This is a genomic window from Flavobacterium orientale, assembly GCF_014638005.1.
GTDB lineage: Bacteria > Bacteroidota > Bacteroidia > Flavobacteriales > Flavobacteriaceae > Flavobacterium > Flavobacterium orientale.
This window is the reverse complement of sequence record NZ_BMFG01000006.1, coordinates 98,328-123,555: the sequence shown is the minus strand read 5'-3', so window position 1 is coordinate 123,555 and position 25,228 is coordinate 98,328. Positions and strand designations below refer to the sequence as shown.

Below are 25,228 nucleotides of genomic sequence, written 5' to 3'. Positions count from 1 at the left end.
ACCTATTTTTTAAAAAAATGACCAACAGACAAGTTGATATAGGAATTTCTATAATCACTTCCATCAACCAGTTTAGAAAGTCCATACGTATATCGGGTTTGAATAACCAAACCACTGTAAAATTGAAAACTAAAACCCGCTGAAGCTCCTAAATCCAGAGATTTAATCTGATCTAAACCTGCAAACCCTCCTACTGAAGTTGTTGATTTTGATACTAAAAAACCAATTTCCGGACCCAATTCAAAAGTAATATTATTGCTTAAATAGGTTTTTCCCAGAATGGGCACACTTATATAATTCAACTTTATTTCAGGATTGGAATCTGAAAAAGGAATTTCAAAAATACCTCCTTTTTGATTGAACACTACTTCAACTTGAGCTGCAAAATTTCGATTAAAATTTTTAACACCTATAGCTCCAACTTGTAGTCCAAAAACATCAGTACTTAAAAAGTCATTCGTAGTAAATCCACTAAGGTTTCCTCCTGCTTTTAAACCAACGTAGAAATCTTTTTGAGCAAAACCGCTAGTAGCGACTAACAAAAAAATTAGCATTGAAAATTGGGTGATGGTGTTTTTCATAGTTTTCTTTTAATGGTGATTTTTTTCAAAGATATAAACCTATCTTTTCTTAAATGTTTTTAAACCAAAAATAAACCTGACAGTATTTTAAAACCTATCAGGTGATGATATAACTCTAAATCTTAAAAATAAAACTTTCGTTTGGAGTAATCTTCAAAACAAACTTTCCTATTCCTTTTACAACTTGCATTTTAGTTGTGGCTTTCCCGTATAATTGATCTTTTAAGGAATAACTACCATCTTTAAGACTCATTTTTTTTATTAGACCAGATGGCACAATAACCGTGCATTCTACTGGAGTATTTTGATTGAAATTTGCGATAATAATTAGTCGTTCGTCATCACTCCATCTGGCATAAGAGTACAATCCAAAATCGTAACCTAAACCTGCTTCGAGGTTAGCATCATGAATTTGCTCGAATTCACCCATCAAAGCATTACTTTTTAAGGTAAAATTCAACAATCGTTTATAAAAATCACGCAATTCTTTTTCTTCTGGTTTTAATTGTCCGCCATCAAATTTTCCATCATTCATCCAACGTTGATGATGCGGAACTCCAACATAATCAAAAATGGAGGTGCGTGAATTTTTTCCAAAACCGGCATCAAGAGCACCCGGTTCGCCCACTTCCTGACCAAAATAAATCATCGTTGGCGACGAACTGATTGTTGCCGAAACCACCATCAACGGTTTTCCTTTTTTAGCATCTCCGGCAAACTGCGGACTCGCCAAACGTTGTTCGTCATGGTTGTCTAAAAAGTGTAACATGTGGTGTTCGATGTCTTTCAAATCTTCACGAATACCTGAGATATTTTTAGGTAAACCGCGACCTTGAACGATGTTTTTTAACGTGTCATACATTTGTACTTTATCATACAAATAATCCATTTTTCCTAAGTGAATATAATTTCTGTATTCACCGGGATTATAAACTTCTGCCAACAAAAACGCATTAGGATTTTTCATTTTGATGGAGGAATTCATATAACTCCAGAATTCCACCGGAACCATTTCAGCCATATCATATCGAAAACCATCCACACCTTTATCTATCCAATAATGGGTGATGTCTTTAAACTTTTTCCAAGAATCCGGCACGTCTTTTCCTTTCCAAAAATCAGCGTGAGCTTTGTAATCTTTTTTATCAAAACCTTCTGGTAATGATGGAAAATCTTTGCTTCCATCCGGTTTTACGCCATAATTAATTTTGACCGTTTCATACCAATCATTAATATCTGGTTTAGCTAATCGAGAACCATTTCCGGTCCATTTGGCGGGGATTTCTTCAAATTTTCCATCTGATAACGGATGTTTTTCGCCATCTAAAGGTTTGTAATTTGCATCGGTTGGTACTTCAAATTTTGAATTTGGAATATAATAAAAGTTATTATTTCGTTTGTATTCCACTGATTTATCATCATCCACTCCAAAATCTTTCACAGCTTTCGGATTCGTTTTTCCTTCATATTTTCTGGCAATGTGATTAGGAACAATATCGATTACAACTTTCAAACCGTTTTTGTGTGTTCGTTCAATCAACGCTTCAAATTCTTCTAATCGTTTTGTCGGATCCACTGCCAAATCAGGATTTACATTATAATAATCTTTCACGGCATATGGCGAACCGGCACGACCTTTCACCACATCAGGATCATCATTAGAAATGTCATATTTTGTGTAATCATTGATCAAAGCGTGATGCGGAACACCGGTGTACCAAATGTGTGTCACGCCCAAATCCTTTATTTCCTGAAGAGCTTTATCAGTAAAATCATTAAATTTCCCAACGCCATTTTCTTCGATTGTTCCCCACGGTTTGTTGGTAGCGTTTGTGTTTCCAAATAATCGTGTAAAAACTTGATATACAACAATTTTATGTTCTGAATTGGATTCAGTTACCGTTTCTGTTTGGGCCTTCATATTTTTTTGTTCGCAGGATAAAGTTGAGAATAAGATGATGGTGCTAAGAGCAACCGCTGATTTTTTGAGCATAGAATTTACTTTTTAAAGGTCTAAATATACGAATTTTTAGTAATTGGTAAATAGTCAATAGTAATTAGCGTCTTTGCTTCAAAATTTCAACAATATCATTCAATTCAAATCCTTTTGCGTGTAATAAAATCAAGTAATGAAAAAGCAAATCGGCACTTTCATTCAAAAATAAAGCATCGTTGGAATCTTTGGCTTCTATGATCATTTCAATTGCCTCCTCGCCTACTTTCTGGGCAATTTTATTGATTCCTTTCGCAAATAAAGAAGCAACATAACTTGTTTCATTTTTACCATTTTCTTTACGAACTTGGATCGTATTTTCTAACTCTGATAAAAATCCAAACTTTGTTTTGTTTGGTTGTTGCCAACAAGTATCGGCTCCCGTATGACAAACCGGACCGGTTGGAATTACCTGTATTAAAAGCGTATCATTGTCGCAATCAGCTTCCATTGAAACGAGATTGAGAAAGTTTCCGCTTTCTTCACCTTTTGTCCACAAGCGATTTTTGGTTCGACTGAAGAACGTGACTTTTTGAGTTGAAATCGTTTGGTGATAAGCTTCTTCGTTCATGTAGCCCAACATTAAAACTGTATTAGTTGTTGCATCTTGGATGATGGCTGGGATTAATGCGTCGATATTTTTAGTAAAATCAAGTTTCATACTTATTGGATTCTTACCGGAATTCCGGCTGTTTTTAAATATTTTTTTAAATTTGGGATTGAAATTTCATTGTAATGAAAAACGCTGGCTGCCAAAGCTGCATCGGCATTTCCGATGGAAAAAGCTTCTTCAAAATGTTGCAAAGTTCCTGCTCCACCCGACGCAATAATGGGGAGATTTACTGTTTTGGATAATTGAGCCAAAGCTTCATTGGCAAAACCATTTTTTGTTCCGTCATTGTTCATTGAGGTAAATAAAATTTCGCCTGCTCCTAATTCTTCCACTTTTTTTGCCCAATCAAATAAATCCAATTCGGTGGCGACTTTTCCGCCAACTAAATGGACTTTCCAATTTTCATTGATTAATTTCGCATCAATAGCAACCACCACACATTGACTTCCGAAGTTTTTAGAAATTTCTGAAATCAGTTTCGGATTTTTAACTGCAGACGAATTGATGGAAATTTTATCTGCTCCATTTTTCAACAATAGTTCTACATCTTCAACAGATGAAATTCCGCCACCAACTGTAAACGGAATAGTAATCGTTTGAGCCACTTTTTGAACGAGTTGAACCAATGTTTTCCTGCGTTCTTCCGTAGCAGAAATATCTAAAAAAACCAATTCATCGGCACCTTCCAAACTATATTTCAAAGCCAATTCAACCGGATCTCCGGCATCTTTTAATTCTAAAAAATTGATGCCTTTTACGGTTCGTCCGTTTTTGATGTCGAGGCAGGGGATTATTCTTTTTGTTAGCATTGGAGTATTAAGATAATAGTATTAAAGTATTAAGACTTTGTGATGAAATTTTCCAGTTGTTTTAAAGAAATTTGGTTTTCATAAATCGCTTTTCCGATGATAACGCCTTGACAACCTAACTCAGCTAATTTTGGCAATTCATCAAATGTTGATATTCCGCCGGAAGCAATTAATTTTATATTTTTAACTTCCATTAAAATCGTTTTATACAATTCAAAACTTGGTCCTTCAAGCATGCCGTCTTTAGAAATATCAGTGCAAATAACCAATTGAATTCCTTTGGTTTGATAGTTTTTTATGAAGGGAATTAGATCTTCCAAACTTTCTTCTTGCCAACCCGAAACAGCAATTTTTCCATTTAAAACATCGGCTCCGAGAATGATTTTCTCATTCCCAAAACGCTGAATCCATTCTTCAAATAAACTTGGATTTTTTACAGCAATACTTCCTCCGGTAATTTGATTCGCTCCACATTCAAAAGCAATTTCAACATCTTTGTTAGTTTTTAATCCACCTCCAAAATCGATTTTCAAATTAGTATTTGAAGCAATTTTTTCTAAGACTTTATAATTAATAATTTGTCCGGATTTTGCTCCATCTAAATCGACTAAATGTAAATTAGTTATGCCGTGAGCTTCAAATAAATTGGCAACTTCTAACGGATTTTCGTTGTATATTTTTTTGGTATCATAATTTCCTTTGGAAAGTCGAACGCACTTTCCGTCGATGATGTCGATAGCAGGGATAATTTTCATTTTTGAATGTTTTTTGAACGCAGATTGATATAATTTGAGGAATTTTAAAAATTTTTATCATTTCTTAAATCTGTGTTCCTATTATTTTATAGATTTAAAAAGTTTTTGAGTATTTGTTCACCAACCATTCCACTTTTTTCAGGGTGAAATTGAACACCATAAAAATTATCTTTCTGCAATGCCGCTGAAAAATCAGTTAAATAATGTGTCGTGGCAATGGTTTCTTGGCAGATTTCGGCATAAAAACTGTGCACGAAATACATAAAACCTGTTGATGCTCGGCAGAAAAACTGCTCTTCATCGGCAGTTTTTATGTCATTCCATCCCATATGTGGCACTTTGACTAGGTTGGAAAATTGAACAACATTCGTATCAAAAATTCCTAAACCTTTGGTATCGCTTTCTTCTGTGTGATTGCACATTAATTGCATTCCTAAACAAATTCCTAGAACCGGCTGTTTTAATGTAGGGATTAATTTATCTAAACCACTAATTTTAAGTTTCTTCATCGCCGAACTTGCTTCGCCAACACCGGGAAAAATGACTTTATCGGCAGAACAAATTTCGTTTGGATTGTTTGTCAAAATACCTTCAAAACCTAATCGATTCAAGGCAAATTGAATGCTTTTTATATTTCCGGCACCGTAGTCTATTATTGCTATTTTCATTTTCATACGAAAATTTAAGATTTAAAAATTTGAACCATTAAGATTTTAAGTTTCATTAAGGATTTTCATTAAGATTAAATCATTCATTTGCTTAATGAATCTTAATGAAATCAACCTTAATACCTTAATGTCAAAAAAATTATAACATTCCTTTTGTACTTGGTAAAATCATTTTCTCCGAATCTCTTTTTACAGCAGATTTGATAGCTTTAGCGAAAGCTTTAAAAATCGCTTCAATTTTATGGTGTTCGTTAAAACCTTCCGCTTTGATGTTTAGGTTGGCTTTGGCACCATCGGCAAACGATTTGAAAAAGTGAAAAAACATTTCGGTTGGCATATCACCAATTTTTTCACGTTTAAAAGGTGCTTGCCACATCAACCACGAACGACCTCCAAAATCGATGGCAACTTGAGCCAAACAATCATCCATTGGGAGACAAAATCCGTAACGTTCGATACCTAATTTGTTCCCTAATGCTTTCGCAAAAACTTCGCCTAATGCAATGGCTGTATCTTCAATTGTGTGGTGTTCATCTACTTGCAAATCGCCTTTGACTTGAATATCCAAATCCATTTGCCCGTGTCTGGAAAGTTGATCGAGCATATGATCGAAAAATGCTAATCCGGTTCGAATGTTACTTTTTCCAATTCCATCTAAATTTAAAGTGATGGCAATTTCGGTTTCATTAGTTTTACGATAAATTGAAGCCGTTCTACTTTCTAATTTCAAAAACTCATAAATTTGCTTCCAATCATTTGTTTCTAACGCAATAATTGAATTCAATTCTTCCCGTTTGACGGAAATCTCATTCGTACCCAAATTGGTATTATCATTGATGAAAATCGCCTTTGAACCAAGGTTTTTAGCCAATTCAACATCCGTTAAACGATCGCCGATAACGAATGAATTTTCTAAATCATAGTCAGCAGAAAAATACTTTTGCAACAAACCAATTCCTGGTTTTCGGGTAGGAGCATTTTCGTGCGGAAACGTTTTATCAATTAAAACTTCATCAAACACAACTCCTTCATTTTCAAATGTTTTTAAAATGAAATTATGCAAAGGCCAAAAAGTTTCTTCAGGAAAATTTGGTGTTCCCAAACCATCTTGATTGGTTATCATCACTAATTCAAAATCTAATTCCGAGGCAATTTTGCTTAAATATGTTAATGATTTTGGATAGAAAGTCACCTTATCAAACGCATCAATTTGTTCATCAGTTGTTTCTTTAATGATGGTTCCATCACGATCAATAAATAAAATTTTTTGTGCCATTTTAAAGTGATTTTAAAGTTGTAATTAATTGATTGTTTTCTTCTTTTGTTCCGATGGTAATTCGAAGACAGTTTTCGCATAATTGCTGATTACTTCGGTTTCGAATCACAATTCCGGCTTGAATTAATTGATTATATCTCAAGTTTGCATCATCTACTTTTATTAAAATAAAATTGGCATCGGAAGGAAAAATTTGTTTAATAAAATTAATCGCTTTTAATGATTTAATGACATTTTCCCGTTCTGAAACAATCTTTTTTACTTGTGCGGTTAAGGTATTTTGACTTAACTTTTTCATTGCAATTTCCTGTGAAGCCGTATTCAAATTGTATGGTGGTTTGATTTTATTCAGAATAGAAATAATTTCTTCCGAAGCATAGGCTATTCCGATTCGAAGTCCGGCTAGACCATAGGCTTTTGACAACGTTTGAACGATTACTAAATTAGGAAAATCATTCAGCTCTGACAACCAACTTTGTTTGGATGAAAAATCGATGTAAGCTTCGTCCAAAACTACCAAACCATTGAAATTCTTCAATAAATACAAAATACTTTCATCTGAAAACGAATTTCCGGTTGGGTTATTTGGCGAACATAAAAAGATAATTTTTGTGTTTTCTGAAACAGCATTCAAAATTTCATCCACATTAGGCTCAAAATCATTGGTTAACAAAATTTCTTTGTTTTCAATGGCATTCAAATCGGCTAAAACACCATACATTCCGTACGTTGGTGGCAAAGTGATGATGTTGTCTTGATTGGGTTCGCAAAACGTACGAAAAAGCAAATCGAGCACTTCATCGCTGCCATTTCCTAGTAAAATTTGGTTTAAAGAAACCTTTTTTTGTTTCGCTAAAACTGCTTTCAATAACTTTTGTTGCGGATCGGGATAGCGATTGTACCCATTTGAAAACGGATTTTCATTCGCATCCAAAAAAATCAAATTGGTTTCAAATTCTTTGAATTCATCTCGTGCAGATGAATAGGATTTCATATTGAGAATGTTCTTTCGAACTAAATTCTGAACCGAAAACAAACTATTTATTTCTATATTTCTACTCATTTTTTAAAGCATTAAGTCGTAATGTAACTGCATTTTTGTGGGCTTGTAAACCTTCGGCATCCGCCATAATTTCGATAGCATTTCCGATGTTTTTCAAACCTTGTTCAGAAATTTTTTGAAACGTAATAGCTTTTGAAAAACTATCGAGATTTACACCGGAATAATTCTTTGAAAACCCGTTTGTTGGTAAGGTGTGATTGGTTCCGGAAGCATAATCGCCGGCACTTTCGGGCGTGAAATTTCCAATAAAAACAGAACCGGCATTTTGAATTCCGTTGATAAAGTACACTTCGTTTTTGGAACAAATAATAAAATGTTCGGGTGCATATTCATTGATAAAATCCAATGCATCATTCTCCTTTTCAATAAAAATTAATTTGGAATTATCAATCGCTTTTTGAGCAATTTCTTTGCGAGATAAAACTTGAATTTGATTTTCAATTTCTTTCTCTACTTCGTCAATTAATTTTTGAGAATTGGAAACCAAGATTACTTGACTATCGGTTCCGTGCTCAGCTTGACTCAATAAATCGGAGGCAACAAAAGCAGGAATTGCTGAATTATCGGCATAAATCAATAACTCACTTGGTCCTGCAGGCATATCGATGGCTGTTCCGAATTGGGTTGCTACTTGCTTCGCCACCGTGACAAATTGATTTCCGGGACCGAAAATTTTATATACTTTCGGAATCGTTTCTGTGCCAAAAGTCAAAGCTGCTATGGCCTGGATTCCACCTACTTTGTATATTTTTGTCACACCACATAAATTGGCGGCATACAAAATTGCGGGATTTACTTTTCCGTTTTTATCCGGTGGTGAACATAAAATGATTTCGTCACAACCTGCAATTTGAGCAGGAATAGCTAACATCAAAACCGTTGAAAATAACGGAGCCGTTCCTCCAGGGATGTATAAACCGACTTTTTGAATGGGTCGTTTTTCTTGCCAACAAAAAACGCCTTTGGTGGTTTCTACTTCAATTTTGCTTGTTTTTTGAGCTGAATGAAATTTGTAAATAGTTGATTTTGCTAAAGCGATTGCATCTTTTATTTCGGTTAAAACTTGCTTTTCTGCTTCTTTGATTTCATTTTCCGTGACGAGAAAATTTTCTAATTTAATTCCGTCAAACAACGAAGTATATTTTGCAACTGCTGTATCGCCTTTGGTTTGAATTTCTTTGAAAATGGATTTAACTGTTTCTTCAATTTCGGCGAATGATTGGGTGGGTCGTTGGGTTAACGTTGACCATTGGGATTGGGGTGGATTTTTATATTTTTTCATTTTTATTTTAACATTAAGGTATTAAGGGTGTTTTCATTAAGTTTCATTAAGACTAATTACTATTCACTAATTACTAATCACTTTATCACAAAACCATCTTTTCAATCGGGCAAACCAAAATTCCTTCTGCTCCGGCGGATTTAAGTTGATCGATGACTTCCCAAAAAGTATCTTCTTCGATGACAGAGTGAAGGCTGCTCCACCCCGATTCTGCTAACGGCATAATGGTTGGACTTTTTAAAACCGGAAGAATTTGGCTGACTTCTTGAATTTTATCATTCGGCACATTCATCAAAATGTATTTGGATTTTCTGGCTTTGAGTACGGATTGAATTCGGAATTGAAGCTTATTTAAAATTTCTTGATTTTCTTTTGAAATTGTTGGCGAAACGGCTAGAACAGCTTCACTTTTCAGAATGACTTCTACTTCTTTCAGGTTATTTTTGAATAAAGTACTTCCGCTGGAAACGATATCCACAATTGCATCTGACAAACCGATGTTCGGAGCAATTTCAACCGAACCGGAAATTTGGTGAATATCAATCGAAATGTTTTTCGACTTAAAAAAGTTTAAAACCGTTGTAGGATAAGATGTCGCCACTCGCAAATTATTCAAATCTTGAATAGAATTGTACTGAAAATTTTTAGGAACGGCCACTGAAACGCGGCATTTAGAAAAACCTAATTTCTCGGCAACTGTGATGTTCTGACCTTTTTCAACTAAAAGATTATCACCAACAATGGCGGCATCAACCACTCCATCGATGAGATATTGTGGAATGTCTGAATTTCGTAAAAACAAGATTTCTAACGGGAAATTTGATGCTTCAGCTTTGAGTTGGTCGTTGCCATTGTTAATGGAAATTCCACAATCTTTTAGAATTTGAAGACTTTCTTCGTTGAGTCGACCTGATTTTTGAATCGCAATTTTTAAGGTGTTCATTTTTTGTTTTTTTTTAAAATGAGTACACCAAAGCGGAGAGCAACAAAAAACCCGTTTGATGTACTCAAACGGGTTTTAGATATATGAATTAATTACATAACATCATTACTTCGCTTGAGCGGAGGTGTGATGATGATGATGTAATTGAATTGAAAACATTTTTTCTGTTTTGATGTTGCAAATGTAACGACTTAAATTTTTAGAAAACAAAAAATTTAGAAACTTTGTGATTTGTTGAACTACTGATTCCCCAAAATAATCGGCATTCCGTCTTTCCCAGAACCAATTACAATTACTTTCGAATTTTGAGACTTAGACAATTCAATGGTGGCTTGAATGCCTTTTTCTTGCAAAATTTTATCGGTTAGTGAAGCACTTAAAATTTGGTTGGCTTTCGCTTTTCCTTCTGCTTCAATACGTTGGCGTTCCGCTTCTTTTTGAGCTTTTTCTAAACGGAATTCGTATTCCAAACTTTCTTGTTCCTGTTTTAATTTGGTTTCAATGGCCGTTTTGATTGTAGAAGGCAACGTAACATCACGTACTAAAATTTCGTTCAATTGAATGTATTGATTGGCTAAAATCTTTTTCGTTTCCGTGAAAATCTCATCTTGAATAGCATCTCTTTTGGTAGAATACAGTTGTTCCGGAGTATATCTTCCCACCACACTTCTAGCGGCAGAACGAATAGCAGGACGAATCACTCTTTCGATATAATTTTCGCCTTTTTCCTGATGTAATTTTCCTGTAAATTCATATTGAGGATGAAACCAAGCCGTAGCATCGAGTTTGATTTCCAAACCATTGGATGACAATACCTGCATTTGTTCCGACAATTCTTGTTGGCGAACTTCATAGATAAACACTTTGTTCCAAGGAGCTACAATGTGAAAGCCTTCGCCCAAAGGTGGTTCATTAGTTACCACACCATCAGAAAATGTTTTATATAAAACGCCTGCTTCTCCCGATCCAATCGTAACAGTTGATTTAAAAAGAAAAATAAGTAAGACGATTATTCCAATAATCATTGGAATAATTTTAGGATTGAATTCTTTGTTCATGATATTTTTTTGATTTTGATAAAGATACAAAATGAAATACAATTTTAAAAAAAGTAAATGAAATTGAAAACTTAATGAAAAATGAATTTACCTTTGATTAAAACCTAATCATGTTCCGACACCTGGGAAATAGCCGAACTTTTAAACACAACCTACGCTTAGCGACCACGCTTTCTATGGTTGCAGGAATTGTAAACGTTTGTGGACTATTGGCTTTTGGTGTGTTGACAACGAATGTTACAGGACATTTTGCGTTTTTTTCTGAAGAATTATCAAGGAAGGATTATGCTACCGGATTGGTTTTTTTGCTATTCACATTGTGCTTTTTGGTTGGTGCTTTTATATCTAATTTATTGACAGAATTAGCTTTAAAGAAGAAAAGTAAAAATCCTCACTTTTATCCATTATTAGTAGAAATTTTACTGATTACGTTAGTAGGTTTCGCATTTTTTGAAAAAAATTTAACTATCATAAACAGTCAATTTTTTACGTATGCTTTACTTTTAGCAATGGGAATTCAAAATGCTTTGGTTACCAATGTTTCCAAATCTGTTGTGAGAACAACGCATTTAACAGGGCTATTTACAGATTTAGGAATCGATTTATCGCAACTCATTTTTAGAAAAAATGAAGGTGAAAAAGTAGTTTTAGAAAAGAATATCACGTTGCGAATTTCAATCATAACTTTCTTTTTTGCAGGCTGTTTGATTGGTGGAATTTTATTTCACTATTTCCAATTAAAAACACTTTTAGTAGCTAGTGTTTTATTGATTATGGCACTTTATTTTGACTTTTTACGCTTTCGATATTATATATTGAAACGCAAAATTTTTAGAAGAAATTAGAGTAATCCGTTATATTTTCGAATAAACCACTCCGAAGCTAAGGCAATTGAAATTAAAACTAACAACCAAACCCAATCGATAATAGGCGTCTTTTTTACTATTTCTTTTTGAACTGCATTGTATTCCTCATTTTGCATGAGTGATTCAATTAAAGTTTCAGTCTGACTAGGAAGAAAGACAGCTCCATTAGTTTGTATCGCCAACTGATTTAACTTGGCAAAATCAGGGTTTACAAATTGTTTTTCAATTTCAAAATCCAATACTTCAAAAAAGCCGGAATAGGATGTCTTGGAATTATTTTCGGTTACCGTAAACGAATAATTTCCGGCAGCAAGACCGTCTAAATTTACTTTATAGGAATTTGTAGCTTTTAATAAATCGTACGATTTGGTTTGATTCGAAGCTTTATTTTTTACTGTAATTGACAATCTGGCATTCTCATCAAACTCATAATTTTTGTTGAAAAACTGTGCATTTATTTCAATAGCATCTCCTGAGTTATAAAAATTTTCATGGGTAACCATTAATGATTTTCTGGCATTATTTGAAGCTAAAAACTGAATGGTTTTATCTATAAAAATATCGAACTTTTCAAAATTTTGATGATCAACATGACTTTGCAAACGCCATTTCCAAATGTTTTCACCAAACAAAAAAGCAGTTCTAACGCCACTATTTTCATCATAAGCCAATAAAGGAGTGTCTAAATCAACATTTCGAATTCTGGAACCCAACAAGGTTTCAAAAGTTCTTTTAGCTGTCATGTTTCCAAAAACATTTTGCAATGGTGGGAAGTTTTCAAAACCAATATTATCAGTAGCAAACAAGTTGAATTGTGATGAAAATGTAGCCAGATAATCTTCGCGTTGTTGAATCATTTTGAATTCAAAAACTTCTTGTGTTTGATTTAAAAAAGCATAATCTGTATTCACTCCGGTAATTATCCAAGCGTTCAAATTAGCTACTTTGTTTTTATCAAAAACAGATTTAAATTCCGCTGTTGGTTGATAAAGTAACAACACATTAAAATCTTGCAATGATTGAACTTGATTGGGTTTTAGGACCGTTACTTTTCGTTGTTGGTTGGTTTCAATTGATCGTTTTAAAGCTCCAATATCAGGATGATTGATCGACGAAATAATAGCAACTTCCGATTTTTGATCAATCACTTCAACTGCAAAGTTTTTACTGTTATTATAGGTGTTTTTTTCTGTTTCAGAAGAGGTAATGGATGCTTTAAAAACTTGCACACCTATTTTTTCTGCCGGCAACAAAACTGAGATTATTTGAGCTCTTTGATTGGGAGAAAAAGAAACCGATTGTCTGCTAACTATTGTATTTCCTTGTGAAATTGAAAAATTGGCTGTTACATTTTTATTTCCTGAATAGTTTAAAAAGACTTCAACCGGAAACTTATTTTTTAAAAACGCGTATTTGTTTACGTTGAGTTGGCTGATTTTTAAATCAAAAACGGCAGTCGTGTCTCCAATTACAACCGGAAAAACCTTTTTATTTTCATCAAAAGAATAGACATAATCATTGCCTTGCGTTTGATTTCCATCAGTCAAAACAATCGTTGGATGGTTGCTGTTTTTTAAATTATTTTTTAATCCGCTCGCAACAAGATCTAATCGGGTTTGATTTCCTTTAAAATCAATTTCTTCAGACGCCTCAAATTCATTAGAAAACCGATAGGGTTGTATGTCAAATTTCTCTTTGAGTTTAGCATTTGACACCAGCTCTTGATACACTTTTTGAACTGTTTCTTTGGAATTAAGAGCGTCAATTGAAGAAGAATTATCAACAACAATAGGTAACGGCATTTTTATGGTTTCAAATGATTTTTGAATCAATCGCGGATTTATAAGTAACAATAACAAACCCAAAATTGCACAAAAACGCAAAAAAGCCAAAAACCAATTTATTTTAGAATTGGAATTGGCTTTGTAAAAATATTGGAAATACGAAATAAAACCAGCTATCAAAACTGACAAGAGCAAAAGCAATACGGTGGAATTATTCATATTATTGTAGAAAATTATTATCTACTGGTTAACTATTTATTCAAAAAATTATTGTCATTATTACTGAGGAGCTTAAATATAAAAATAATTCCAGCTATAATTTTTGTAAACATTCCAATTGTCAAAATGAGATTTCCCGTTAATGGACCTATTTCAAAATGTATAATTTTTAATAAAGATCCAAAAATTGTTAGGATAAAACCTAGAATGAAAAGTACAATAATTTGTTTATTTTTCATGATTAAAAAATCAAATTAAGTCAACATTCCACCATCCACATTCATCACTTGTCCGGTTACATAAGCACTCAAATCGGAAGCTAAGAAAAGACAAGCATTAGCAACGTCTTCCGGTGTTCCGCCACGTTTTAATGGGATGGAATCTCTCCAACCTTGCACGACATCTTCGTTTAATTTTCCGGTCATTTCAGTTTCGATAAATCCGGGAGCAATGGCGTTGCAACGGATGTTACGCGAACCTAATTCTAACGCAATTGATTTTGTAAAACCTATCATACCAGCCTTTGAAGCAGCATAATTAGCTTGACCGGCATTTCCTTTCACACCAACAACTGAACTCATGTTTACGATAGAACCTTTACGGTTTTTCAACATGATTTTTTGAACCGCTTTAGTCATATTGAAAACCGATTTTAAGTTGATTTCGATTACTTTATCAAAATCTTCTTCAGACATTCTCATCAAGAGGTTGTCTTTTGTTATTCCGGCATTGTTGATTAATATATCGATAGTGCCGAACTCAGCAATTACATCTTCGGCTAATTTTTGAGCATCGTTAAAATCGGCTGCGTTTGATTTGTATCCTTTGGCTTTGATTCCTATTGCATTTAATTCATTCTCTAAAACCAAAGCAGATTCTGCAGACGAACTATAAGTGAATGCAACATTTGCTCCATGTTGAGCAAAAACTTTAGCGATGCCACTACCAATTCCGCGACTGGCTCCGGTGATGATGGCTACTTTTCCTTCTAATAATTTCATACAATGTTAGTTTGTTTTGTTAGATTTAAACCACAAATATAAGTAATTCTTTTGGCAGAATTGACTGGACTATCTGTGTTTTGTAGTTAAATAATATACAATTCTGTATATTTATTTTGATGTTGAATTAAAAATTAAATTTGAATTTGAATTTTAAAAACCTTCGGGTAAAGGAACATAACTATTGTCGTTTTGCACTCTTGGAAAGGTTTTATTCTTCCAATTTTCTTTTGCCTTTTCAATAGTTGATGCATCGGAAGCTACAAAATTCCAAAATATATGACGTTCTTGTTCAAATGGTTGTCCGCCAAAGAGAATGATGTGCGAGTTGGGATGAATCGTCAACGAACACGCGTCTTCCGTTTTGGAGACTAACATATTTCCTTTTTCTACGTGATTGTCACAGGCTTGAATGGAACCTTCAACGATGCAAATTCCGATTTCGCCTCGCACTTGTCCATTGATTTGAAGTAGGTATTTTTTTTCGGCTTTAATCTCCACCATAAAAAGATCTGAAAATACAGGAACGGGCGAAGTTTTTCCGAAAGCGGTTCCGGCAACGACTTTAAATTGCGTGCTTCCCTCCTGCCATTGTGGTAATTCGTTCGCATCAAAATGATGGAATTCGGGCGTCATAAATTCTTTTTCTTTGGGAAGTGCGACCCAAATTTGATAGCCGTGCATCGTAAAAACGTTTCCGTTTCTGAGTTCTTGTGGTGTTCGTTCTGTGTGTGTGACGCCGCTTCCTGCAACCATCCAATTCACCGATCCGGGTTGGATTTTGACTTTGGTTCCTAAACTATCTTCGTGCATAATCGCTCCTTCTAACAAAAATGTCAATGTTGCTAAACCAATGTGAGGGTGCTGATCAACATCCATATATTTTTCAGGCCCTAATTCTGTTGGTCCCATATGATCGATAAAAATAAAAGGGCCGACCATTCTTTTTTTACGAAAAGGAAGAATTCTACCTACCAAAAAATCGCCGATATCGCGACTTCGTTCTTCAATAATTAAATCAATATTTGACATGATGGAAGTTTTTATAAAAATAAAGAAAACTTAGGACATAAAAAAAGCTCTATCGATGTAGAACTTTTAAACCTTTAAATTCTTAAACTTTTAATCCCTTAAACTATTAACCTCCTAAAACAACTCAATCAACTTATTCACCGTATTCCAATTTCGACTTGTAGCCGTTACATTCAACTTTTTTTCGATGTATTTTTGAGTTAATCGTGTATTTCCCGCACCGGTTTCTAATTTCATGTAGATTCTATTTCCATCTATAAAAGCTTCATCGGGTTTGAATTGACTTATTTTTAATTCGTTCAATGCAGAATTGTTTAATTCTTTTGAAATAAAGGCCACGTATAGTTTCTTTGTATCCACCTCTTTTTTATTAAAGAAAGGATTATTAGTCAGGCATTTTTCTAAGTCAGTTTTACTGATTACTATGACCGGAACATCTAAACCTAATTGTTTTGCAATTTCTTGTTTAATAGTAAAACCAACACTTTGAGCATTTACATCATCCGATTCTAAAAACACATTTCCGGATTGAACGTAGGTTTCCACATTTTTAAATCCAACATTTTCAAGTAGGTTTTTTAAAATATCCATTTTAATCATGTTGTGACCGGATACGTTGATGCCTCTTAATAGTGCTAAGTGTTTCATTAGAATTGTTTATTGATTTATTAAAAATAGTAATTTACTTAATCTTTTTAAAAAGCCACATTCCACCTCGGCAACTTTCCGTTCTCCTTTAAAAACAATTGCAAAATTTGTCCTTCCACAAACGTTGGAATTACTTTGGTTTTGCTGTTATAAGTTTCATACCAAAAAACCTCAACCGCTTCAATTTTCTCTAGTTTTAATTGGGTTTTCCAAGAATATTTTCGTGCGGTTTTAGCAAATTGATGACCGTTTACGATTTTATCATACAGGCCACCATTTTTAGCTTTCAACGTTCCATCATTTTGAACTGTTCCGGTAGAACCGACCATGATTAATTCTCTATTTTCTTCTTGAATAGCATAAACCAAAAAAACGCCACTGGCATCATTCGGTGCATTACAAACCATTTCCAAATCATCGCTTGACGAAAATTGAAAACTGCCACTATTTTTAAATTTGCTTACTTCTTTATACATTTTATTCTTCTATTTTATATTAAAAAAAATAAGCCCTGACTAATCAAGGCTTATCATAACTTTATATTTTTGGATGATTATCCTAAAACTTCTTTTACTTTTTTACCAATTTCAGCCGGTGAATCTACTACGTGAATCCCGCTTTCTCTCATGATTCTTTTCTTAGCTTCGGCTGTATCATCTGCACCACCAACAATAGCACCTGCGTGGCCCATTGTACGTCCTTTTGGAGCCGTTTCACCAGCGATAAAACCAACAACTGGTTTGCGGTTTCCGTCAGCTTTAATCCATTTTGCAGCATCGGCTTCTAATTGTCCTCCGATTTCACCAATCATTACGATACAATGTGTTTCTGGATCATTCATTAATAATTCTACTGCTTCTTTGGTTGTAGTTCCGATGATTGGATCTCCACCAATTCCGATAGCGGTGGTAATTCCTAATCCTTGTTTTACAACTTGGTCTGCCGCTTCATAGGTTAACGTTCCTGATTTTGAAACGATACCCACATTTCCTTTTTTGAAAACAAAGCCCGGCATAATACCTACTTTCGCTTCTTCAGGAGTGATAACACCCGGACAGTTTGGACCGATTAAACGACAACCTTTAGTTTTTATATAAGCATATGCTTTAATCATATCAGCAACAGGAATTCCTTCTGTGATTGTAATAATTACTTTAATTCCGGCATCAGCAGCTTCCATAATGGCATCAGCAGCAAAGGCAGGTGGTACAAAAATAATAGTGGTATCAGCTCCGGCTTGTTCTACAGCATCTTTCACTGTATTGAAGACAGGACGGTCTAAATGGGTTGATCCTCCTTTTCCGGGAGTAACTCCTCCAACAACATTAGTACCATATTCAATCATTTGTGAAGCGTGAAATGTTCCTTCACTACCTGTAAAACCTTGAACAATTATTTTTGAATCTTTATTAACTAAAACGCTCATGATATTTTTATTAAATTATATTTAAAATGGTGATGCAAAAGTAGGTTTTTGATGCGAAATTCTCAAGTAAATTTTTATTAATTAAACATTTAATTTTAACTAAGGTAATTGACTCATTTGATAACCTTTAAAAAGTTTACCGTCTTGAACTTCCCAAACAACAAAAAAATTAGCTAAGACATTGATGTGATTTGGATTTTCTATTGTTGTGGCAAAATGAGTATATCGAACCGCAACCTCATTGTTTTCTGCTACAATATGATGAATTTGTACAATGGAAGAAACATAAGCAATTTTTAATTCTCCAGCCAATGCAAGTAAATCCTCTCGTGATTTTTTCACAAAACCTTTACTACTGTTCCATTCTAAAACAACATCAGGATGCAAAAAAGAATCCATTAATTCGGGATTAGATAAAGCATCTGAATTATAAAAATCTAATACAATTTCTTTAGCATTCATCTTATTTCAATTTTTCTAAAATTTCTGGTATCCTTTTTACGTAAGCCAATTCTTTTAACTTTTCTCTGGATTCTTCAATTGGTGTTCCAAAATAAGTTTTTCCACCAGGTACTGATTTAGTTACACCGGTTTGCCCCATAATTACAGCTTTGGTTCCTATAGTTATTCCACTTGTAGTACCAACTTGTCCCCAAAGTGTTACCTCATCTTCAATAATTACGCAACCGGCAATTCCGGTTTGAGCAGCAATCAGACACTTATTTCCGATAACAGTATCATGACCAACATGTACTTGGTTATCAATTTTTGTTCCGGCTCCAATTGTAGTATCTCCTGTAACGCCTCTGTCGATGGTACACAAAGCTCCTATTCCAACATTATCCTTCACCACTACTCTTCCTCCTGATAATAATTGATCAAAGCCTTCCGGACGTTTTTTATAATAAAAAGCATCAGCTCCGATAATGGTTCCGGCTTGAATAATTACGTTATCACCAATTATACAATGGTCATAAATAGTGACATTAGCATGAATCAAACAATTAGACCCGATTTTCACATGATTTCCAATGAAACAATTGGGTTGAATTACAGTTTCCGCACCAATTTGAGCGGAAGATGCAATAGATACATTTGAAAAAGTAAAAGGTCTGAAATGATTGGTCAATTTATTAAAATCACGAAAAGGATCATCAGAAATCAACAACGCTTTTCCCTCCGGACAATCAACTTCTTTGTTAATTAAAACAATTGTTGCCGTAGATTTTAAAGCTTTGTCATAATATTTTGGATGATCAACAAAAACAATATCACCGGGTTCAACCACATGAATTTCATTCATACCTTGAACCGGAAAATTTTCATCACCAACAAATTCACTACCAATAATTTGAGCTATTTCTTTAAGCGAATGTGTTTTTGGAAATTTCATAAAACTTGAAATTTGTTATTGAAATTGATTTTTGTAATTGAAATTGATTTTTGTAATTATTCTTTTACACGCTCCATGTAATTACCCGAAGCGGTATCTATTTTAATTTTATCACCTTCATTAATAAACAACGGCACATTTACAGAAGCTCCTGTTTCTACTTTTGCAGGTTTTGTAGCATTTGTAGCTGTATTTCCTTTAACTCCAGGTTCTGTGTAAGTTACTTCTAAAATAATTGAAGCCGGCATATCAACAGACAATGGCAAATCAGTTTCCGTATTGATTTGAACCATTACGTTGGTTCCTTCTTTCAATAAATCCGGTGCATCTAATACATCTTTATTCAATGTAATTTGCTCGAAACTTTCAGTATTCATGAAATAAAACTCAGTTCCTTCAGAATATAAAAACTGAAAAGTATGTGTTTCAACACGAACAACATCAATTTTATGACCGGCTGAAAAAGTATTATCTAAAACTTTTCCGTTAGTTAAACTTTTTAATTTTGTTCTAACAAAAGCCGGACCTTTACCCGGTTTCACGTGAAGAAATTCAATGATTTTATAAATATCGTGGTTGTGTTTGATACATAATCCGTTTCTAATATCTGATGTACTTGCCATTACTTTTTTATTTTGAATTTTAAATTTAATTTTTTTTGAACGTAGAAAAAACGTTCCTATTACCCATTGCCTTTTACCAATTAACTCATTAATAAACCCCTGTGTATCCTTTCATAACTCCTCTTGACGAGTTTCGAATAAATTGAAGAATCTCATCACGTTCCGGAGAAGCAGCCATTTCGGCTTCTATAATGCTTACAGCTTGTGATGTATTGTAATTCTTTTGATATAGTATTCTGTAAATTTCTTGAATCTCTCTAATTTTTTCTGAAGTAAAACCTCTTCTTCTCAAACCAACTGAATTAATTCCCACATAAGAAAGTGGTTCTTTTGCTGCTTTTGTAAAAGGTGGAACGTCTTTTCTCACTAAGGAACCTCCCGAAATCATAGCATGATCTCCAATATTTATAAACTGATGTACTGCTGCTAAACCGCCAATGATTGCAAAATTTCCAACTGTAACGTGTCCTGCTAAAGCAACGCCGTTTACTATAATCGCATTATCACCAATATGACAATCATGAGCAACGTGAGCCGTTGCCATAATTAAACAATTCTTACCAATGGTTGTCTGACCGGAAGCAACTGTTCCTCTATTAATCGTTACACATTCTCTAATTGTTGTATTATCACCAATTATGGCCAGTGAATCTTCACCGCCAAATTTTAAATCTTGTGGCACAGCAGAAATTACGGCACCTGGAAATATATTACAATTCTTTCCAATTCGGGCACCTTCCATGATGGTAACATTGGAGCCAATCCAAGTGCCTTCGCCAATTATTACATTATTATTGATAGTAGTAAAAGGTTCGATTACTACATTTTTTGCAATTTTTGCTCCGGGATGGACGTATGCTAAAGGTTGATTCATACTTACTTTATTAGTTCTTTTTTGCTATTTGTGCCATCAATTCTGCTTCAGCAACTAATTTTCCGTTAGCATAAGCGTTGGCTTGCATGTGACAAATACCTCTACGAATAGGTGATATTAAATCACATTTAAAAATTAAGGTATCACCGGGTAATACTTTATGTTTGAATTTCACATTATCAATTTTCATAAAATAGGTCAGGTAATTCTCCGGATCCGGTACTGTGCTTAAAACCAAAATTCCACCGGTTTGAGCCATCGCTTCAACAATCAAAACGCCAGGCATTACAGGAGCATCCGGAAAGTGGCCTATAAAAAACGGCTCATTCATTGTTACATTCTTCAAACCTACAACATGTTTATCTGATAATTCAAATATTTTATCAATCAATAAAAATGGTGGTCTATGGGGAAGCATTGCCATGATTTTATGTATATCCATCAAAGGTTCTTGATGTAAATCATAAGTTGGCACTTGATTGCGTTGTTCTATTTTAATAATCTTAGATAGTTTTTTTGCAAATTGTGTATTGACAAAATGTCCGGGTTTGTTTGCAATTACCTTCCCTTGAATTCGTGTTCCAATCAAAGCCAAATCACCCACCACATCTAATAGTTTATGACGTGCCGCTTCGTTTGGATAATGCAAGGTTAAATTATCTAAAATTCCGTTTGGTTTAACTGATATTTTATCTTTTCCAAAAGCAACTCTAAGGTTTTCCATTGTTGATGGCGATATTTCTTTATCCACATAAACAATAGCATTATTCAAGTCGCCACCTTTAATTAGTCCGTTTTCTAAAAGGGTTTCCAATTCATGCAAAAAACTAAACGTTCTCGCATTGGCAATTTCTTTTTTGAAATCAGATACACATTTCAAATTAGCATTCTGTGTCCCTAATACTTTCGTACCAAAATCAACCATTGCAGTTACTTGATAGGTATCACAAGGCATTACTAAAATTTCACTTCCTGTAGATTCATCAGTATAAGAAATAACTTCTTTTACTACATACACATTTCTTTCGGCATCTTGTTCAACAACTCCTGCTGTTTCTAGTGCTTCCACAAAATATTTTGAAGAACCATCCATGATTGGAGGCTCAGATGCGTTTAATTCAATTATCAAATTGTCAATATCACAACCCACACAAGCAGCAAGAACGTGTTCGGAGGTTTGAATTTTAACCGCATTTTTTTCTAAGTTAGTTCCTCGTTGTGTATTTACAACATAATTAGCATCAGCCTCAATGATTGGACTTCCTTCTAAATCAACACGAACAAAAGTAAAGCCATTATTTACTGGTGCCGGTTTGAATGTCATAGTAACTTCTTTACCCGTATGTAAACCAACACCTTTTAAAGTAATTTCGTTTTGAATGGTTTTTTGCTTAACCATAATTTTAAATTTTATTTTATATCTTTTTTAATTTGTTCTAAGTCATTAATCAGTTTTGGTAGGTTCTTAAAATGAACATACGACTTGGAAAAGTCACCATAATTGAATGCCGGAGAACCTTGAACTGTTTCTCCTTCTTTTAAGTTTTTACCAATTCCGGATTGAGCTTGTATTCTTACACCATCACCTATCACTAGATGACCTGCAATTCCTACTTGTCCGCCAATTAAGCAATTTTTACCAATTTTTGTAGAACCTGCAATACCGGTTTGAGCCGCTATCACTGTATTCTCTCCAATTTCAACATTATGAGCCACTTGAATTTGATTGTCTAATTTCACTCCTTTACGAATGATGGTTGACCCTAAAGTTGCTCTGTCTATTGTGGAACAAGAACCAATCTCTACATTATCTTCAATGATAACATTACCTATTTGTGGCACTTTATCATAAGTACCATCAGGTTTTGGTGCAAAACCAAATCCATCAGAACCAATAATTGTTCCCGAATGAATGGTGCAATTATTACCTATTTCGCTTTCTGAATAAATTCGTACACCGGCGAAAAATATACAATTATCACCAATTGTAACATTATCACCAATAAAACTATTCGGATAAATCTTTACATTGGTTCCAATTTTTACATTTTTACCTATATAACTGAAGCTACCAAGATACAAACCATCACCGTAAGTCACTTCATCAGAGATAACAGTGGGTTGCTCGATTCCTGACTTCATTAGTTTTACCTGATTGTAATATTCTAATAATTTAGAGAACGATTTATAAGCATCTTCTACCTTGATTAAAGTAACTGATAAATCAAACTCAGGAATAAATGTTTTGTTTACAATTGCAATAGATGCATTTGTAGAATAGATGTAGTTATTATATTTTGGATTAGCCAAAAAAGTCAACGAACCTTCTGAGCCTTCTTCAATTTTTGACAGTTTATAGACTTCTGCGTTGGGGTTGCCAACGACATCGCCTTCTAAAATGCTTGCTATTTGAGTTGCAGTAAATTTCATTCCGACAAAAATATAAAAAACTACCTATTATTTACTACTTTCTGTTAGTACTTTTGGAAAACAACTGTAGAATTTAGTCACAGGTTTAGAAAAAGCCTTTGAATTTAATTGATCCGAAGCAACAACAACATCTTCAACTGTTCGGTCTTTCTTCACAATTTTAATTGGTTCAATTACTTTATTATAACCTAATGTTTTGATTTTTCCCTTAAAAATAAAATAATCAGTCTCAGCCAATGAAATAGGATAAATACTTACAAGTTTTTGTTTTAACGGGGTAAGTGACTCTTTTTCAAACTTATCATTACTTACTTTTATTTTTAATAAATCACGATGAAGTAGCATTCTACTCAATGAGCTTAAAATGAAATCCGATTCGTGTTGCCAAACTTTAATAGCACTTATAATATCAAAATCGTCAAGTTGAGCAAATTGATCTAATGTAGCATTATTAAAATCAGAATATTCAATTCTATTCTGCAAAAAGAATTTTAATGGTTTGCTACATGATAAATCAGTTCCTTTTTGTAAAAGTTCTTTCGCTCGTTTAAAGACTCTAATCAACATGAGCTCAGCCACCAAACTGGTTTTATGAAGATAGGCTTGCCAATACATCAAACGTCTGGCCATCAAAAACTTTTCGATAGAATAAATTGCTTTTTCTTCCAAAACCAATTCGTCATTTACCACATTAAGCATTTGTATCAATCGATCAGAATTGATATTTCCCTCAGCAACACCTGAATAAAAACTATCTCGTTTTAGATAGTCCATTCGGTCCATATCTAATTGACTTGATATCAATTGTAGCATAAATTTTCGGTGATAATCTCCTTTAAAAATTTGAATTGCCAACGATAATTTTCCTTCAAGTTCTAAATTCAAACGATTCATGAACAACAAAGAAAGTTCTTCGTGATGTAACTTTTCAACAATACTTTGTTCTAAAGCATGTGAAAAAGGACCATGTCCAATATCGTGCAATAAAATCGCACAATACAATGCCGTTTCTTCATCTTTGGAAAGTGCGACACCTTTAAAACGAAGTACCTCTACCGCTTTTTGCATGAGATGCATTGCTCCTAAAGCATGGTGAAAACGGGTGTGATGAGCTCCGGGATAAACCAAATAAGATAATCCCATTTGTGAAACACGACGCAATCGTTGAAAATAAGGATGTTGCACCAAATCAAAAATAAATTCGTTTGGAATGGTTATAAAACCATATATCGGATCGTTAAAGATTTTAAGTTTATTGGTGTAACTCAAAGTGTAAGTAATTTGAGTGCAAATATAACGAAATTTTATAGGGTTGTAGTTTCAAAAAAACCACCATTAATTCTTTATAAATAGATACGATTCAAACCACAAAAAATGTATTTTTACATAACAATAAAAAATTTTATTCTCAATTAAATAAGTATAATATGTTTACAATAGAACAAATTAAAGCAGCTCATAGCAAGGTTAAATCAGGTGCTGATTTTCCTGCCTACATTCAAGACTTAAAATCTATTGGTATTACAAGTTACGATGCGTTTGTTTCAGACGGAAGAACCATTTATAAGGGATTAAATAACTTTCAAGTAGATTCAACTCCAAAATATGAATCTTTAAAAATTGCTACAACTTCCAACTAAGAACAATTTAGTGCCGATTTAAAGGCACACCAACAAGGAAAAACAAATTACATCACCTTTTGCAATGATTGTGCTAAATCTGGAATTGAAAAATGGGTAGTTTGCCTAGATAAAATGACTTGTACTTATTATGATTTGAAAGGAAATAAACTACTTTCTGAAGAAATACCCGGCATGTAATTGGGCCTCGTGTATTTCATAAAAAGCATACAACAAGGTCCACTGTGACTTTTAACTAATTTATAGTAACA

25 protein-coding genes and 1 pseudogene are annotated in these 25,228 nt (G+C 33.8%); 2 read left to right on the top strand and 24 right to left on the bottom strand.

Annotation, left to right across the window (positions count from 1 at the left end; all coding sequences use genetic code 11):
* Nucleotides 1-2: 2 nt before the first annotated feature.
* The 11 genes from IEV15_RS09160 to IEV15_RS09110 form a co-directional block, all read right to left on the bottom strand.
* On the bottom strand, nucleotides 3-581 hold the full coding sequence (locus tag IEV15_RS09160) for a porin family protein (protein WP_188362224.1): 579 nt from the start codon (nucleotides 579-581) through the stop codon (nucleotides 3-5).
* Between the two features lie 115 nt (nucleotides 582-696).
* On the bottom strand, nucleotides 697-2,574 hold the full coding sequence (locus IEV15_RS09155; RefSeq protein WP_188362223.1) for an alpha-amylase family protein: 1,878 nt from the start codon (nucleotides 2,572-2,574) through the stop codon (nucleotides 697-699).
* A 64-nt stretch (nucleotides 2,575-2,638) separates the two neighbouring features.
* The gene (gene hisIE, locus IEV15_RS09150) at nucleotides 2,639-3,235 is read right to left on the bottom strand and encodes a bifunctional phosphoribosyl-AMP cyclohydrolase/phosphoribosyl-ATP diphosphatase HisIE (protein ID WP_188362222.1); all 597 of its coding nucleotides are present in this window, start codon (nucleotides 3,233-3,235) and stop codon (nucleotides 2,639-2,641) included.
* A gap of 2 nt (nucleotides 3,236-3,237) precedes the next feature.
* Nucleotides 3,238-3,996: an imidazole glycerol phosphate synthase subunit HisF gene (gene hisF, locus IEV15_RS09145; protein ID WP_188362221.1), complete on the bottom strand. Its 759-nt coding sequence runs from the start codon at nucleotides 3,994-3,996 to the stop codon at nucleotides 3,238-3,240.
* Nucleotides 3,997-4,025: 29 nt separating this feature from the next.
* A complete protein-coding gene (gene hisA / locus IEV15_RS09140; RefSeq protein ID WP_188362220.1) occupies nucleotides 4,026-4,751 on the bottom strand; it encodes a 1-(5-phosphoribosyl)-5-[(5-phosphoribosylamino)methylideneamino]imidazole-4-carboxamide isomerase in 726 nt (241 codons plus the stop codon).
* A gap of 86 nt (nucleotides 4,752-4,837) precedes the next feature.
* Nucleotides 4,838-5,419, bottom strand: a complete 582-nt coding sequence (hisH, locus tag IEV15_RS09135) for an imidazole glycerol phosphate synthase subunit HisH (protein WP_188362219.1) — start codon at nucleotides 5,417-5,419, stop codon at nucleotides 4,838-4,840.
* Nucleotides 5,420-5,558: 139 nt separating this feature from the next.
* The gene (gene hisB, locus IEV15_RS09130) at nucleotides 5,559-6,695 is read right to left on the bottom strand and encodes a bifunctional histidinol-phosphatase/imidazoleglycerol-phosphate dehydratase HisB (protein ID WP_188362218.1); all 1,137 of its coding nucleotides are present in this window, start codon (nucleotides 6,693-6,695) and stop codon (nucleotides 5,559-5,561) included.
* Nucleotide 6,696: 1 nt separating this feature from the next.
* Complete coding sequence (gene hisC / locus IEV15_RS09125; protein ID WP_188362217.1) at nucleotides 6,697-7,758, bottom strand: histidinol-phosphate transaminase; 1,062 nt, start codon at nucleotides 7,756-7,758, stop codon at nucleotides 6,697-6,699.
* Nucleotides 7,751-9,040 carry a histidinol dehydrogenase gene (gene hisD / locus IEV15_RS09120; RefSeq protein WP_188362216.1) on the bottom strand — a complete coding sequence of 430 codons (1,290 nt, stop codon included), beginning with the start codon at nucleotides 9,038-9,040 and terminating at the stop codon, nucleotides 7,751-7,753. Before hisD ends, hisC begins: the two co-directional genes overlap by 8 nt.
* 85 nt (nucleotides 9,041-9,125) lie before the next feature.
* A complete protein-coding gene (gene hisG / locus IEV15_RS09115) occupies nucleotides 9,126-9,983 on the bottom strand; it encodes an ATP phosphoribosyltransferase (protein WP_188362215.1) in 858 nt (285 codons plus the stop codon).
* 239 nt (nucleotides 9,984-10,222) lie between these two features.
* Nucleotides 10,223-11,041 (bottom strand): prohibitin family protein, encoded by an 819-nt coding sequence (locus tag IEV15_RS09110; protein ID WP_188362214.1) that lies wholly within the window; start codon nucleotides 11,039-11,041, stop codon nucleotides 10,223-10,225.
* Between the two features lie 110 nt (nucleotides 11,042-11,151).
* On the opposite strand from IEV15_RS09110, the gene IEV15_RS09105 reads away from it, so the two are divergent.
* A complete protein-coding gene (locus IEV15_RS09105) occupies nucleotides 11,152-11,886 on the top strand; it encodes a YoaK family protein (protein WP_188362213.1) in 735 nt (244 codons plus the stop codon).
* On the opposite strand, the gene IEV15_RS09100 is transcribed toward IEV15_RS09105, so the two are convergent.
* The 13 genes from IEV15_RS09100 to IEV15_RS09040 form a co-directional block, all read right to left on the bottom strand.
* Nucleotides 11,883-13,910 carry a hypothetical protein gene (locus IEV15_RS09100; RefSeq protein WP_188362212.1) on the bottom strand — a complete coding sequence of 676 codons (2,028 nt, stop codon included), beginning with the start codon at nucleotides 13,908-13,910 and terminating at the stop codon, nucleotides 11,883-11,885. The genes IEV15_RS09105 and IEV15_RS09100 overlap by 4 nt on opposite strands.
* 254 nt (nucleotides 13,911-14,164) lie before the next feature.
* Complete coding sequence (gene fabG / locus IEV15_RS09095; RefSeq protein WP_188362211.1) at nucleotides 14,165-14,911, bottom strand: 3-oxoacyl-[acyl-carrier-protein] reductase; 747 nt, start codon at nucleotides 14,909-14,911, stop codon at nucleotides 14,165-14,167.
* Nucleotides 14,912-15,064: 153 nt separating this feature from the next.
* Nucleotides 15,065-15,943 carry a pirin family protein gene (locus IEV15_RS09090; RefSeq protein WP_188362210.1) on the bottom strand — a complete coding sequence of 293 codons (879 nt, stop codon included), beginning with the start codon at nucleotides 15,941-15,943 and terminating at the stop codon, nucleotides 15,065-15,067.
* Nucleotides 15,944-16,057: 114 nt separating this feature from the next.
* The gene (locus tag IEV15_RS09085; RefSeq protein WP_188362209.1) at nucleotides 16,058-16,591 is read right to left on the bottom strand and encodes a DUF1697 domain-containing protein; all 534 of its coding nucleotides are present in this window, start codon (nucleotides 16,589-16,591) and stop codon (nucleotides 16,058-16,060) included.
* Nucleotides 16,592-16,638: 47 nt separating this feature from the next.
* Nucleotides 16,639-17,067 carry a hypothetical protein gene (locus tag IEV15_RS09080; RefSeq protein WP_188362208.1) on the bottom strand — a complete coding sequence of 143 codons (429 nt, stop codon included), beginning with the start codon at nucleotides 17,065-17,067 and terminating at the stop codon, nucleotides 16,639-16,641.
* Nucleotides 17,068-17,144: 77 nt separating this feature from the next.
* On the bottom strand, nucleotides 17,145-18,017 hold the full coding sequence (gene sucD / locus IEV15_RS09075) for a succinate--CoA ligase subunit alpha (protein WP_188362207.1): 873 nt from the start codon (nucleotides 18,015-18,017) through the stop codon (nucleotides 17,145-17,147).
* A 99-nt stretch (nucleotides 18,018-18,116) separates the two neighbouring features.
* Nucleotides 18,117-18,479, bottom strand: a complete 363-nt coding sequence (locus IEV15_RS09070) for a nuclear transport factor 2 family protein (protein ID WP_188362206.1) — start codon at nucleotides 18,477-18,479, stop codon at nucleotides 18,117-18,119.
* A gap of 1 nt (nucleotide 18,480) precedes the next feature.
* The gene (locus tag IEV15_RS09065; RefSeq protein WP_188362205.1) at nucleotides 18,481-19,410 is read right to left on the bottom strand and encodes a UDP-3-O-(3-hydroxymyristoyl)glucosamine N-acyltransferase; all 930 of its coding nucleotides are present in this window, start codon (nucleotides 19,408-19,410) and stop codon (nucleotides 18,481-18,483) included.
* Between the two features lie 56 nt (nucleotides 19,411-19,466).
* A complete protein-coding gene (gene efp, locus IEV15_RS09060; protein WP_188362204.1) occupies nucleotides 19,467-20,033 on the bottom strand; it encodes an elongation factor P in 567 nt (188 codons plus the stop codon).
* A gap of 88 nt (nucleotides 20,034-20,121) precedes the next feature.
* Entirely contained in the window at nucleotides 20,122-20,907 is a 786-nt protein-coding gene (gene lpxA / locus IEV15_RS09055) for an acyl-ACP--UDP-N-acetylglucosamine O-acyltransferase (protein WP_188362203.1), read from the bottom strand.
* 10 nt (nucleotides 20,908-20,917) lie between these two features.
* Nucleotides 20,918-22,306 (bottom strand): bifunctional UDP-3-O-[3-hydroxymyristoyl] N-acetylglucosamine deacetylase/3-hydroxyacyl-ACP dehydratase, encoded by a 1,389-nt coding sequence (locus IEV15_RS09050; protein WP_188362202.1) that lies wholly within the window; start codon nucleotides 22,304-22,306, stop codon nucleotides 20,918-20,920.
* Between the two features lie 11 nt (nucleotides 22,307-22,317).
* Nucleotides 22,318-23,337 carry a UDP-3-O-(3-hydroxymyristoyl)glucosamine N-acyltransferase gene (gene lpxD / locus IEV15_RS09045; RefSeq protein ID WP_188362201.1) on the bottom strand — a complete coding sequence of 340 codons (1,020 nt, stop codon included), beginning with the start codon at nucleotides 23,335-23,337 and terminating at the stop codon, nucleotides 22,318-22,320.
* A gap of 27 nt (nucleotides 23,338-23,364) precedes the next feature.
* Nucleotides 23,365-24,606 carry an HD domain-containing protein gene (locus tag IEV15_RS09040; protein ID WP_188362200.1) on the bottom strand — a complete coding sequence of 414 codons (1,242 nt, stop codon included), beginning with the start codon at nucleotides 24,604-24,606 and terminating at the stop codon, nucleotides 23,365-23,367.
* A gap of 158 nt (nucleotides 24,607-24,764) precedes the next feature.
* On the opposite strand from IEV15_RS09040, the pseudogene IEV15_RS09035 reads away from it, so the two are divergent.
* Nucleotides 24,765-25,157 (top strand): annotated as a pseudogene (locus IEV15_RS09035) (DUF1398 domain-containing protein).
* Nucleotides 25,158-25,228 lie beyond the last annotated feature (71 nt).

Excerpts from the sequence above, each read along its gene's own strand:
- IEV15_RS09160 (WP_188362224.1), bottom strand. The coding sequence starts at position 581 with ATGAAAAACACCATCACCCAATTTTCAATGCTAATTTTTTTGTTAGTC.
- IEV15_RS09155 (WP_188362223.1), bottom strand. The coding sequence starts at position 2,574 with ATGCTCAAAAAATCAGCGGTTGCTCTTAGCACCATCATCTTATTCTCA.
- hisIE (WP_188362222.1), bottom strand. The coding sequence starts at position 3,235 with ATGAAACTTGATTTTACTAAAAATATCGACGCATTAATCCCAGCCATC.
- hisF (WP_188362221.1), bottom strand. The coding sequence starts at position 3,996 with ATGCTAACAAAAAGAATAATCCCCTGCCTCGACATCAAAAACGGACGA.
- hisA (WP_188362220.1), bottom strand. The coding sequence starts at position 4,751 with ATGAAAATTATCCCTGCTATCGACATCATCGACGGAAAGTGCGTTCGA.
- hisH (WP_188362219.1), bottom strand. The coding sequence starts at position 5,419 with ATGAAAATAGCAATAATAGACTACGGTGCCGGAAATATAAAAAGCATT.
- hisB (WP_188362218.1), bottom strand. The coding sequence starts at position 6,695 with ATGGCACAAAAAATTTTATTTATTGATCGTGATGGAACCATCATTAAA.
- hisC (WP_188362217.1), bottom strand. The coding sequence starts at position 7,758 with ATGAGTAGAAATATAGAAATAAATAGTTTGTTTTCGGTTCAGAATTTA.
- hisD (WP_188362216.1), bottom strand. The coding sequence starts at position 9,040 with ATGAAAAAATATAAAAATCCACCCCAATCCCAATGGTCAACGTTAACC.
- hisG (WP_188362215.1), bottom strand. The coding sequence starts at position 9,983 with ATGAACACCTTAAAAATTGCGATTCAAAAATCAGGTCGACTCAACGAA.
- IEV15_RS09110 (WP_188362214.1), bottom strand. The coding sequence starts at position 11,041 with ATGAACAAAGAATTCAATCCTAAAATTATTCCAATGATTATTGGAATA.
- IEV15_RS09105 (WP_188362213.1), top strand. The coding sequence starts at position 11,152 with ATGTTCCGACACCTGGGAAATAGCCGAACTTTTAAACACAACCTACGC.
- IEV15_RS09100 (WP_188362212.1), bottom strand. The coding sequence starts at position 13,910 with ATGAATAATTCCACCGTATTGCTTTTGCTCTTGTCAGTTTTGATAGCT.
- fabG (WP_188362211.1), bottom strand. The coding sequence starts at position 14,911 with ATGAAATTATTAGAAGGAAAAGTAGCCATCATCACCGGAGCCAGTCGC.
- IEV15_RS09090 (WP_188362210.1), bottom strand. The coding sequence starts at position 15,943 with ATGTCAAATATTGATTTAATTATTGAAGAACGAAGTCGCGATATCGGC.
- IEV15_RS09085 (WP_188362209.1), bottom strand. The coding sequence starts at position 16,591 with ATGAAACACTTAGCACTATTAAGAGGCATCAACGTATCCGGTCACAAC.
- IEV15_RS09080 (WP_188362208.1), bottom strand. The coding sequence starts at position 17,067 with ATGTATAAAGAAGTAAGCAAATTTAAAAATAGTGGCAGTTTTCAATTT.
- sucD (WP_188362207.1), bottom strand. The coding sequence starts at position 18,017 with ATGAGCGTTTTAGTTAATAAAGATTCAAAAATAATTGTTCAAGGTTTT.
- IEV15_RS09070 (WP_188362206.1), bottom strand. The coding sequence starts at position 18,479 with ATGAATGCTAAAGAAATTGTATTAGATTTTTATAATTCAGATGCTTTA.
- IEV15_RS09065 (WP_188362205.1), bottom strand. The coding sequence starts at position 19,410 with ATGAAATTTCCAAAAACACATTCGCTTAAAGAAATAGCTCAAATTATT.
- efp (WP_188362204.1), bottom strand. The coding sequence starts at position 20,033 with ATGGCAAGTACATCAGATATTAGAAACGGATTATGTATCAAACACAAC.
- lpxA (WP_188362203.1), bottom strand. The coding sequence starts at position 20,907 with ATGAATCAACCTTTAGCATACGTCCATCCCGGAGCAAAAATTGCAAAA.
- IEV15_RS09050 (WP_188362202.1), bottom strand. The coding sequence starts at position 22,306 with ATGGTTAAGCAAAAAACCATTCAAAACGAAATTACTTTAAAAGGTGTT.
- lpxD (WP_188362201.1), bottom strand. The coding sequence starts at position 23,337 with ATGAAATTTACTGCAACTCAAATAGCAAGCATTTTAGAAGGCGATGTC.